Below are 11,945 nucleotides of genomic sequence, written 5' to 3' on the forward strand. Positions count from 1 at the left end.
ATGCTGCGAATATCGGCCGTCGTGGCGCGCGCCTCACTGGCCAAAGCTGAGGAGACTAAGACCAGCGCAAGCAGAAGAAATCTGCACCTCATTGTGATGACCTCCCGAAACTTCCAACGATCCCGCTGTCATTAACTTTCATGGCTCGCCGATTATTGACTTAGATCAACGCCAGTCCCCACCCGCAGGCAAACTTCTTCTAGGTTCCTGCCGTTAGCTGGAATCGGAAGCCGGGAGCCACGGTTTTTTTGCCAGAGCGCTCACTCCCGCATGGCGGAGCCGCTATTCCAGTTCACGCCGGTCAAGAGCCATCATGAGAGTCGCTGGTTGTTGCTAGTTGATGTCTCGCTCGGAGAGGCAAACGATGAGAATCCTGCCGCTGTTGCTCGCTCTTGCATTCTTGTTTGCATGCACCGGCGATGGCCATGCAGTAGTGCGAATTGCCAATGATCGGGGTGGTTTGATTCAACGTTACCTGGATCGGTATGATGAGCTAAAGGGCACGGGCCAAACCGTGGTAATCGATGGCCTCTGCGCGTCCGCCTGTACGATTGTACTAGCAAAGATCCCATCAGGTAGAGTTTGCGTAACTGAAAGGGCTAACCTTGCTTTCCACGCAGCATGGGACCTCGGCGCTGGCGGACGACATATTACAAATCGAGAAGCTACGCGGATGATCTATTCGATGTACCCGGCTCCAGTTCGGAGCTGGATCTCAGGGAAAGGTGGTTTGTCGCCTCACACTATTTTCCTCCGCGGGACGCAGTTGCAGACTATGTTTCCACGCTGCTATTTGGATGCTGCAGTTTTCCTGCGGTCGTAGTCCACCAAGGGCACGCCTCTAGTGGGGAAAGAAGAGCTAGTTGTCGGGCGGATCACCACAGCACCGAGTGTGTTCTGCAGTTTGAAAATTTCAACCGCGGCATCCATACTGAACTGCTCTCGCTGACAAGAACTCCTAATTTCTCCGAGAAGCGATCTTCTTAAGCGTGGCGATTTGTCGAAAGAAGTCTTTTATCGACTGAGCCGGGCTTCCAAGAACCTTGGCCCCGGGTGCAATATCTGAGATTACGCCTGCTTGCGCGCCGATCTCCGAACCTCGCCCTATCCGGAGGTGCCCCGCCATAGCCGCCTGCCCCCCGACGCGGACAAAATCCTCAAGCACGGTCGAACCCGAGATCCCGACTTGTGCAACTACAACGCAACAGCGGCCGAGAGTAACATTGTGGCCGATTTGCACGAGGTTATCGAGGCGGGATCCAGCGCCGATCACGGTGTCACGCGACGATCCGCGATCAATCGTCGAATTGGCACCAACTTCAACGTCATCTTCAAGAATAACCCGCCCAAGCTGGGGGACCGAGAGAAAACCGCCGCTGGTGGAGGCAAATCCGAACCCTTCCTGCCCGATCCGCGCGCCCGGATATATGTAAACGCGTGCTCCCAATACCGCGTAACTAAGGCTCACATGTGCGCCAATCCGGCAGTCCCTACCGATCGTGACGCCGCTTCCGATGACTGCGCAAGGACCGACCCGACAGCCCGGCCCTATCTCCACTCCGCTTTCGATCACAGACAGGGGTCCAACTTCTGTCGAGGGATCTATGTGTGCGTCATCCGCTACTATGGCGGACGGGTGAACACCGGGTCGCAGCGGCGGCACAGGATAGAAAAGGGCAGCAACGCGGGCCCAGGCCGCATAGGGCTCGCTCGTAAGAATCGCCGCAGTTCTCGCTGGCACTCGCGCAGCCATATCAGGATGAACGACCACAGCGCCGGCGGACGTTTGATCCAGCGCAGAAGTGTAACGTCGGTTATCTAGGAAGCTCACTTCACTCGGCCGAGCCGTTTGTAGAGGGGCTACACCTTCCAGCAATAGTTCGCGTCCGTCCGCCACACCCCGCGCCGTGCTAGCGACGAGCGCGAGGGAATGCGGGCCAGTTCGCCGGAAGAACCTTGCGCTCCCTAGTACTGTTTCGTTCATCACGTCCCCTCTCGCAATGCGAGTTGAACTGGCGTTTCCTCCGACGTCTGTGTCAAGCCAAGTCTTACTTGGGTGCCAGTGGCTCTGGAGACGTTGATCCAATGGACTTACCGGCTCTTATCCTGTCACTGTTGACTTGCTGTCTATCGCCGGACATTCGAAGCTTGCCGTTCCTGTGCTTCGTAGTATTCGGCCGAAAACTTTACCGACCACCGGGAAAAGAACGAACGCAGTCTCTGCGTGGGTCTTTCCACGCCAAGATGTTCGGCGACGCGCGCATTGCGAAGCCATCCGGCGAGCGACGCAAAACAGGCTGAGCGCATCAAGGTGTGAAGCAGTGCGAGGCCGACCGTATCGGCCTGTCGATAACGATAGCCCAGCTTTTTAATGACGTACTGACGCTGGATGTTTTCGTAGGCCCTGCCCATGAGCCGAGCGAACGAACTTTTCTTCGCCTGCGGCCACGCTGCCGGATACACCGGCAATACCAGAAGCTTGCTCTTAGCGATCACCGTAGCCAACGGATGCAAAAGCTGCATCGAGGCCGGCCAAGATGCTATTTTGGCAAACAATACCGCATGCATCACTGTCGCGACCCCGAAAGAGATTGGAAGCCACACTACCGCAGCCACGATTACAAGCAATGCGGTGTTCGGGGTGAGATGACGACATTTTCGAAACACCCACGCCATACCTTTGGCAAAGGCAACGTGCAGGGTTCGCTCGAACGCCCGATAGCTAATTCTGCGCCGGATCCACGACCAGCGCCGGCGCATTGACGCGATCCACTTTCGACGCCTCGTCCCGGATAGAGGAAGGATGCACAGCGCACCGGTGGTGACAGCGACGATTAGGTTGCCCAGAACCTTGGCCGCGAAAAGCGGAAGCCAGACGATCTCCATGAACAGAGGGAAGGTATAGTCGAGCAATCGCAATAAAACCACGATAGTGAAACGCAGGATCTTGTTCGCGGCGATCGCTATCAAAGCAAGTGGAACGATAATCACGTCGTCCAGTGCACCGCGCACGCGGCCCTCTTCGCTCCATGCTGGGCTTTGCTCATTGACCACGGCACTACCGGTCGAAACGCGTTTTTCGCCTAATCAGCTACGCTGACCGCGAGACAAACTACTGCCCTATCCGCGGCAGGCGCTAGCAGGTCATTCCGGTCGCACATCTGCGGACGGCTCGACGGGTTTGCCGGACGGTTGTTCGTGCCACGCAAACGCCGTTCACCCGAGTTCTGCCCGCGCCGCAGGCGGCAGCGATTTCCGTGATCATGCTGTCCGGCTGCGCGAGCGCGGGAGCAACGGGCGTGGCTTGCGCCGGCACTGCGAGAGACAGAGCGAACGCGCCAATTGCAATTAACCTGATCATTCTCACCTCCTTGAAGAGCGATGATCGGGCCAAGCTGACGTCGCACTTGCTTCCAGGGCTTGAGATGGATCAACGGTTCTTAACTGACCCGGCTTCTTCAGCGGTGTTGGGATAATTGGTCTCGGCTCCTCAGGCGACCTCCCTATCGATTCAGTTGCAGTCTGCGTGGGGAGCCTTCCATCATCGGGTGCTGAGGCACAAACCGCATAGACCTCCTCTCGTGGCAGTTCCACTATTCTACCCGGTTGGCGTGTACGGGGGACACTATGATCAGCTTGACCCGCGTTTTTGATGTCGCCGTGCTAGCGTTAGGCACCTTCAACCTCGTGCTGGTGGCACTGCTTATCTCGTCGCTCTGAGGTGCTCCCCAGGCCAACGGGGATCGCCGTGCATATGCGGCGCTGTCTGCGCCTCAATTTCACCATCCGACTCAGGCTGTGGTTGTATTCGTTGCCGGCGTCTCGTCTGCGAGGGTTCTCGATCCCGAACCGGCGTGCGACGAAGCGGAGCCAGAGGCCCGGAGAGAACCCCATCAAACCGGGCCTTTGCGCTGTCCCTTGAGCGAAGCGCATGCCGCATCACGTAGGTCATCGCCTGATCGTTCCGATGTCTCTTCGAGCCTCCAGCCTTGCGTTGTGTCCAGGCTAAATCCCGTCTTAGTTGCCGGGTTGAACTGGGCGGCTTGGGCCAACAGCGGACATCCGCTTTCCAGGTTTTTATCAGTTCACGCCGGACTCGGGGGCGACGGTGACCCTGGTACGGTTAGGGTCTCACCGTCGGTGGAGAGTTGTAATTCCTTCGTAGCTTCCACCAGAATTCATCTGGTAAGCGCAACATTCTTAAAGGAGGCGACTAGCGCCCTGTCCAGCTTTCCCCTCATGCCGCAGAGAATCTCGTATGCCGCCGCACGAGGCATTGTCGGCTTGTACGGCCGGTGCTCGATCAACGCCGCAAAGATATCCGAAATGGTTAGAACGCGCACGATGTCGGTGATATTCTCGGCGCAGAGGCCGTCAGGATAGCCGCTGCCATCGAGATATTCGTGATGATGCCGGACCGCATCGAGGACTTCGGGTGAGATGTCCACGTGCCCTTTCAGCACATCGTAACCCGCCGTCGGGTGGGATTCGACCAACGCTCGCTCGTCGTCATCGAGGCGTCCCGGTTTGTCCAGGATCGCCAAGGGCACCCTCGCCTTTCCTATGTCGTGGAACATGGCAGCAGTGGAAAGCCGTTCAAGGTCACTTCTACGGAAACCGAGACTGAGACCGAAATCGACGGCGACGCCGGTCACGAGCAGGCAGTGCTGGAACGTTCCCTCGTGATGGCGCCGCACCGTGGTCAGCCATTCGGCTAACCCATGCTCGGAAATCCGGTTGGTGATCTCGCGGCCCGCCTCTTTGGGACCGGCCACGTCGACCCGCTCACCGAGGGTGATCGAGGTGAACATCGATGCAATCGCGCTCGCTGCGGCGTCAACCGCATTGTCAGACTTTGAGCTGCCGCTCGTCGGCCCACTCTCGTCGCCGGCTCCGGCCAAAGCGGCCAGGATTTTGGCCGCATCGATCTTCCCACGCAACACCGACGTTGCGCCGAGCGCATAAGCTTGCGAGATGCAAACGTGGGAGATTTGCTCGACGAGGAAGATCCGCTTCTTTGCTTTGGCTAACCGCGCAGCTCTCCTTTTCAGCGCGACAATGTTTTCGAGCGCTCGCAGGTCGGCACGGACGACGACCGCAGCAGCATCGTGCGGAAGCTTTGCTTCTACATCGAGCCGCTCGCCGGCAACGGTGAACTGTTCTCCAAAAAGCGAGCAGAGCCCGAAGAGCTTCTCGGAAGTGTCGGCCAATACGTGCACGAGCATGACTGGTGCCTTCGTTCGTCGGGTGCCGGGCTGAATGGGCCTCGTCGGGGTGCAAGTTGATTGGCTCACTTCAATGAGACTGCTCGGCTCAACTTGGTTTATGCGTGCGCCTGTCGCTCGCTGTCGTTTGGGCCTTCTTGCCATTTGCCTGGATAAAGTGGACGCCAGCCGTGGTTCCGTCGATCCAGACCAGCTCGCAGCGTCGATAGGCCAGTCCCGTCGACGACAGCAGCATGAAGAACTCCTTGGCCGAGAGAACATCGAGTGACCCTTCGACTTCGATCTTGGCGCCGGTGTTCGAGATATCCAGCAAGACGCAGCTTCGCCGCCAGGTGCCGTCGGAGCCCATCAGGTTCACGGGCTGTCTGTTGTCCATGCGCACCCGAGACGCCTTGCGACCGTCGAATTTCATTATTTTCCTGCCGATCTTGCAGTGCGGCGGTGGGCGCGCGCGGAGATTTCTCCCCAACGAACGGACCATTGGCTAGTCGAGAGATGAAGCGTTTCAAACAGCTCCTGCGCTCGCACGCGTTCGCCTGGTGAAAGCCCCGCGCCGCGAATGCTGAGGACCGCCAGCGTGGTCTGCCAATTCAAGCGCGATGCCCGGCACGCCATAACCGCGCCTTTGTAACCGGACTCTCCCATCACCTGCTCGATGGCCTCAATCGGTGCTCCCGACAGCACCGACAACGCCGTGAACAGGTTGGCTGTCTCACGCCGAATCGCGAACCGATTGACAGTCGAATCACTCAGCTTTCCGCTCCGATTGAGCGATATGATCTCCGGCCTCGCAGCGGCGTACTCAGCGTCGCAAGGTTGCTTTGCCGTCGCTAATACTTGCGAAGGCGCGCTTGCGGTGGAGGCCTTAATTGCCGGCCTCGACGATGCCGACAGCAGCTCGCGAACCACCATGTCCGGGGTGTCCGGCCTCAGCGTCAGCGCTTTCGTGATCTCGTCGTCCTCCACAGCTCTACCGATCAAGTGGGCATAGGCCGCGCCTGAGAATTCAGCGCCCGAATTGCCGATGAGGGCCAGACAAGTCTTGCTGCTGCCGCGCTGCAATATTGCCTCAGTCACTGGGCTTTCGATCCTGCGCCGGCCAGCAATGGCGAGAAGGTGATCCTCGCTGCCGGACGTCGCGATCGCCACGAGATCAGCCGGCGATAGGGCGGGAGATTTCGTAAGGATAGGGACTGCGATCGCCGGATCGCCGCTTGAGGCGAGACATCGCAGGGTCTTCATCGGAGCGGTACCCAGCTCGGCGAGCGTCGTGCTGAGCTCGGCGAGCGTCCCGGGCGCGATCCGCCGGGCCAAGCGAACTAGAACGTCGTCAAGCAAGCCGACCTGCGGTTCTTGTAATTGGTGATTACCGTCAGCGAGCAGCTCAGTGGTGCGCCAGAGCATGCGCGCACAACATTCGGATGAGCTCTTCGCGATGGCGGCATCCAACTCAGTAATGAGATCGGCCGCAGAATTTGCCCTCATTGGCTGGCCCAAATTTATTCTAATATCGTCACGTCAAATCCAACGTATTACGCGCTTAAGTTGTTAAGATTTCTTTATATGCCAACCGTGACATACGAGAGGCTGTTCTTATTCATCTGAACGGAGCTCTGCAGCGTACTAAAGTACCTGCTAGCTGACGCTGCGGCCTGCGCGTGGCCGACTGCCGATAACTCGGAATGATAGCTGCCATGACTTGCGTGAGTCGCCTGGCTCAGAGAACTCTTGTGCCTCTTCCTGATCAAGCTATCGCACACGCTTGCCTGTCCAGTCCCGCTCAATTCGGCTTCTTAACGGACGGCGGGTCGATGGCAGCTTCGCTCTGCTGGTAGGTCGCCCACGCCAGTTCAAAGCTGCGAGTCAATAGGAAGGAGCTTCAGGAGAGTCGTGAGGACACGCCGTCGCAGACCAGTGGCGGGCTCGTCCGAATACCGCATCAGTTCGCTATCTTTCGTCGTCTCCCAGGCGAGTTTGCTATCTGGATCAAGAAAGACGCGGTAGCTGTTCGCCGGCCCAACTCCCATCTCCATGTAAGCCGCCAGCCGCCGGGCGAGTTCTGGGCTTTCGACATAGAGCCCCGCTTCGGTGTTAATGAAGGCGGAGCGAGAATCGAGGTTGAAGCTGCCAATGAACACGGCTTTTCCATCAAATATCATCGCCTTTGTGTGCAATGCCGCTGCGGACCTCCCGGCCACGATCGACCATCCCGGCCGGTACGCGTCAGTGTCGGGCCTGAGTTCATACAATTCCATGCCATTCTCCAGAAGTGTTCTCCGCGTCTTGGCGTAGCCCGCGTGCGCTGGGAGCATGTCATTCGATGCGAGCGAATTTGTAAGCACCCGCACCCTCACTCCGCGACCCTGCAATCGTTTCACAGTGGCCTGAGCCCCAGCCGGCAGAACGAAATAAGGTGACTCAACAAGAAGCTCTCGTTCCAAACTGGCTACACGCTCACCGATGAAGATCACAACGCTATTGCTCTCCTTTCCGGGAACAATTTCGGGATCATCGGCGACGATTCGCCCTGGCGCCCAGATCAAATCGTCGCGCAGTTCGTTGCACAGCACAGCCAGCTGCTCAGGATGCTGAGAAATGGGATAGGGGTAATCAGTCGTGGCGATCTCCTCCCTGAGGCGAGTCAGGATAACCTGAAGGTCAGCCTCACCATATGCTCGCCTGACGATTGCGGCGATCGGTACCGCAGATGAGCTATTCCAGTATCGGTCAAAAACGTTTGACAGATCGCGAACGACCGGTCCAACCGCCAGGACATCCAGATCACGATAGTTGGCACTGACATTCACACCGTAGTAAATGTCACCAATATTGCGACCACCCACGATCGAGGCCGCGTTATCGGCGATCATCAATTTGTTGTGCATGCGGCGGTTAACGCGAGCGAAGTCGAAGAGGAAGTCCAGGATAGCCCAGCGCCGGTTTCCGAGCGGATTAAATAGACGAATCTCGACGTTCGGATGGGCGTCCAAGCAGGCTTTGACGGAGTCGCTGTCCTTGTAAAAGGGGTCGTCAACAAGAAGCCTAACTCTCACGCCTCGTGCGGCGGCCCTCATGACATGATCAACCATGATCCGGCCCGTGGTGTCGCCATCCCACATGTAGTACTGCAAATCGAGGCTATGCTCGGCCAGGTCCGCCAGTGCCAGACGAACGGCAAAGGCTTCTCGCCCGTGGATCAACAGGCCAAATCCTGAATGATCTTCTTTTGTGTCTCCGTCGGGCGCTAATTGTTTACTGAGGCACGTTGAAGCGAAGCCTTCATATGCGCTCGAGAACGTGCGTCGATAATCGCGACGCCTCGTCGGAACCACCAGCCCAAGGACCTGATTAATCCAGGTCAGAAACAAGAGCACACCTTATGAGGTCTGTCGGCGACAGTTTTGCATGGCATTTTGACGCTCCGATCTGGAGAACCTTCGAGCGACGCGTTACCTCATCTTTGTTTCGCTACAGACACCTTGCCGTTGCGAGCGGCGGTCTTCAGCACTCCATAGTCACGCTCGGTCTGCTCAAGATATGCTAGTGCATATTTTCCAATTGCGTCCGGAAGCACGTCGCCTGTGCCACAATAACCTGAAATCATAGCGGCATCGCCAGACTTAGCGTGAGCAAGTGCGAGCGCCCAACCGCAGAGGCGGCAATAGTCTGGTAAACCCTCACGGGTTTTTCTGTCGCCCTCGGCCAAGCTGAGGCCACCCTTCATATCTGCAAGCTGCCTCACATAGTAATGGCGCTTCGCCTTACTCGCGTCCACTGGACCCCAGCCCAGAAAAACGTCGGGTGACCCTTGGATCATCCGCTGGCCCACCACGACGCGCCGACCTTGCTGCTTGACTTCTCTTGCTCCATCCAGGAATTGAGCTAACACCGACTCCTGCGCTTCCTTTATCTGTAGGAATAGCGGGCTACCAGCACCGTGCTCCTCCAGCAGTACTACCCAGCAATTCGTGCCGACGCTTCCAACTCCCACCACTTTGCGGGCCACGTCCACTACCCGAAATCGCGACAACAATCGTCTGCGATCCTCAGGCAGTGACTCCAAATAGGAGCGAAGCATTGATGTTAATGCTTCAGTCACTGGGGTCCCATCTGGGAGATGCTTTGCACGAACGATCAGCGGCACATCCTCCAGGATGCGATGCTTTCCATTCACCTCCTCTGTCAATCGATCGAGAGCCCGAATGTGGCCCCGTCCGCGCGCTTTCTTGAATGTATTCTGCGCAACTTTACGCATACGCGGAGGCGCCGATGCCAAAATAGTTTTCTCGTCAATAAGGTCGTACCACACCTCCAAAAAATCCATTTCTGCATACCCGCGCATTCTCGCGATGTATGCTTCGACAACAGCACGCGCAGCATGTTCGGCATCTACGCGGTCACCGGCCATGAATTGAGCAGCAACGGCCGCGCTTGCGGCCAAACGTTTTAGATCCCACTCCCAAGGCGCGGGAAGAACCTCGTCAAAATCGTTGATTGCAAAAACTAGATTTCGTTCGGCCGATGCGAACAGGCCGAAATTCAGGAGGTGCATATCTCCGCAGGCCATGACCTGAAGGTTTGTGCGGGGAGAGTTGGCCAAATCACCGGCCATGATTGCTGCACTTCCTCGCATGAAGGCGAACGGCGAAGCCAGCATTCGTGCCATTCGCACCGGCACTAGTTCCTTTATGCGCGTAGCATTCTGGGCTTGGAGAACTAAAAGAGGGTCGGATCGTGAGCGGCTGAGAAACAGCTCTCCGTGAGAGGAGCGCGGGACACTGCTACGGAGTGCTCTTCCATTTGCAATCCGATCCATACGAGTAAGATGACCCGCTTTGAGCTGGCTCAGCTTCGCAAGATCTGCTCGGCTCGCACTCTGTCTGAAGAAATCATCTAGCTTCGGCACGAGCGCTCACCTGCCTTCCTTACCCGCCTAATGCACCGCAACTCACCTGGACGCGAGGATCAGACCGCGCGAGCTGGAAAGTCTCTCCCGCACACAACGGCCAAAATCTGACTGCTGAGGCGCTCTCGGATGTTGATCTGCGTCAAGGGCTCGGACGAGCTTGCAGTTCTGCACACCTACTGCTCTGCGAGATTCTCTAGGATCACTACCGCCAAACTCGCATGAAGAAGGCCTGCTCGAACTAGGTCACCTAATGTCTTGTTAGCGCACCAGGGTATTGAGAGGGCCGTGTGGAAGGCGGTCCTGGTTGGTGAGGAGCACCTTCCGTTGCCCGACGCTGCATTGGTGCTGTCGCCCTTCCCACCGTTGTGCCATAGCCGAATGACGGCTTGTCTTCTTGTTCACACGCCAAACTTCGGCACATGGTGCGTAAACATGGCCGCTCCGTATCTCCAGCTCCCCGCTCTCCTGCCTGCTGTATCGGTCAGGCACTAACAGCTTTTTTTAAAGGCACCAGCAATTCAGAAGCGGAAAACGGCTTGCTGACGAGAGCAACACATCCGGCGTTCAGCGCAGCCTGGCGGACGGCCGGCTCCTCGTTGCCAGTGATAAAGATGACTGGTACGTCAGCGCGTGAGGCATCGAGATATTGCCTCAGCTCAATGCCTGATCCATCCTGCAGATTGATGTCGAGGATGACACAAGCCGCCCGCTCAAGCTCAGCGTTGGCTTTGAAGGCGGTGACCGATGAGAACGGGACGGGCTTGTAGCCTTCGCGACGCAGCAGTCTGGCGACCGCCTTCAGTATGCCAGGATCGTCGTCAACGATTATGATGTGATCGCAGGCCTGCATCCGTTCTCGATTCTACGAGCGCGATCTGAGTTGGCCGCAAAGCACTCATCCACTTCTTGGTGCTTAATCATTTTGCTCTGTAAGAGCTTACAGCGGCTTCTCCCGTTGTGTCCCGCCGAACGGGGTCGGCCCCAGTCCCGCGCGAGACTGGGGCCTTGGGGGGCTGGTGCACCATTGGGGTTGGTGCAATCCCAGTGAACCTAACAATCCAAGCGAAGAATAGTTGTCCTCAGGCACATTGTCCCAAGGTACACGCAAAAACCCAGGGACAGCCAAGATACGAGGTGCTCCTCAACCGTACGAACCCTTTCCCTTCAGGCTCGACCTAGTTGATAGGCTTGTTCGCATGCTTGGCATTACAATGAGAACTACAACCGCCGGGCCATCGCAGGACCGATCATTTTTCCGGTGGCGGAACTGCCTTATGGAGCGCCGATCGTGCCCGAGCCTTCCGGCGCACCGTGACATGCAGTTGCAAGCCCAGCGCGTCCAGGACCGTCAAAACGGTTGTGAAATTTGGATGCTTTAGACCACCGACAAAGGCGCGATAGAGGGTCTGCCTTGCAATCCCGCATTCGTTGGCGATGTCGGAGACGTTGTAATCGCGGAGAGCAGAGCCGATGGCCTGGCAAACCTCGGTGATGTCCGAACTCTCAAAGGCGCGATTGATGGCGTCGGCCGCGTCGCGGCGGCTTAAGGGGCGGCTTGGCAGCTTGAGAGATCGTTCGGACATGTTCTCTCCGATAAAAAAGGCCGGCATCTCTGCCGGCCTAATTTACTGGAGAAAGAATGGAAGGACGAGGCTTAGTATCTCGCCGCCACCGGCGCACCGTACCCGCCGAAGCGATAATTGACGCGCAGTGTGACCATATCTACGTCTTGGTTGATCCTGTTCAGCGCGCCAGCAACGACGGGGTTGGCTACCGAGAACGAGTTGTTCGCGTCACCCATGAACAGATGA

The 11,945-nt window shown here is 57.5% G+C and carries 10 protein-coding genes; 1 reads left to right on the plus strand and 9 read right to left on the minus strand.

Annotated features, from left to right (window positions below; all coding sequences use genetic code 11):
- Positions 1-364 precede the first annotated feature (364 nt).
- Positions 365-823 carry a hypothetical protein gene (locus tag AC0L27_RS40070; RefSeq protein ID WP_473323525.1) on the plus strand — a complete coding sequence of 153 codons (459 nt, stop codon included), beginning with the start codon at positions 365-367 and terminating at the stop codon, positions 821-823.
- Positions 824-958: 135 nt separating this feature from the next.
- Here AC0L27_RS40070 and lpxD read toward each other — a convergent pair whose 3' ends face one another.
- The 9 genes from lpxD to AC0L27_RS40115 all read right to left on the minus strand — a co-directional run bounded on the left by lpxD (position 959) and on the right by AC0L27_RS40115 (position 11,717).
- A complete protein-coding gene (gene lpxD / locus AC0L27_RS40075) occupies positions 959-1,984 on the minus strand; it encodes a UDP-3-O-(3-hydroxymyristoyl)glucosamine N-acyltransferase (protein ID WP_473323527.1) in 1,026 nt (341 codons plus the stop codon).
- 143 nt (positions 1,985-2,127) lie between these two features.
- Positions 2,128-3,012: a hypothetical protein gene (locus tag AC0L27_RS40080; RefSeq protein ID WP_473323529.1), complete on the minus strand. Its 885-nt coding sequence runs from the start codon at positions 3,010-3,012 to the stop codon at positions 2,128-2,130.
- A 1,166-nt stretch (positions 3,013-4,178) separates the two neighbouring features.
- Complete coding sequence (locus tag AC0L27_RS40085; protein WP_473284567.1) at positions 4,179-5,225, minus strand: HD-GYP domain-containing protein; 1,047 nt, start codon at positions 5,223-5,225, stop codon at positions 4,179-4,181.
- Between the two features lie 88 nt (positions 5,226-5,313).
- Positions 5,314-5,637 (minus strand): PilZ domain-containing protein, encoded by a 324-nt coding sequence (locus tag AC0L27_RS40090; protein WP_473284569.1) that lies wholly within the window; start codon positions 5,635-5,637, stop codon positions 5,314-5,316.
- Complete coding sequence (locus AC0L27_RS40095; RefSeq protein WP_473323531.1) at positions 5,637-6,710, minus strand: DUF2336 domain-containing protein; 1,074 nt, start codon at positions 6,708-6,710, stop codon at positions 5,637-5,639. Before AC0L27_RS40095 ends, AC0L27_RS40090 begins: the two co-directional genes overlap by 1 nt.
- A 365-nt stretch (positions 6,711-7,075) precedes the next feature.
- Positions 7,076-8,593 carry a phospholipase D family protein gene (locus AC0L27_RS40100; protein WP_473323533.1) on the minus strand — a complete coding sequence of 506 codons (1,518 nt, stop codon included), beginning with the start codon at positions 8,591-8,593 and terminating at the stop codon, positions 7,076-7,078.
- A gap of 86 nt (positions 8,594-8,679) precedes the next feature.
- Complete coding sequence (locus AC0L27_RS40105; RefSeq protein ID WP_473323537.1) at positions 8,680-10,041, minus strand: DUF2252 domain-containing protein; 1,362 nt, start codon at positions 10,039-10,041, stop codon at positions 8,680-8,682.
- Positions 10,042-10,615: 574 nt separating this feature from the next.
- A complete protein-coding gene (locus AC0L27_RS40110) occupies positions 10,616-10,984 on the minus strand; it encodes a response regulator transcription factor (RefSeq protein ID WP_473323535.1) in 369 nt (122 codons plus the stop codon).
- A gap of 397 nt (positions 10,985-11,381) precedes the next feature.
- Entirely contained in the window at positions 11,382-11,717 is a 336-nt protein-coding gene (locus AC0L27_RS40115) for a helix-turn-helix domain-containing protein (RefSeq protein WP_473284577.1), read from the minus strand.
- Between the last annotated feature and the right edge of the window lie 228 nt (positions 11,718-11,945).

It is taken from the genome of Bradyrhizobium sp. Ken51, assembly GCF_055807435.1.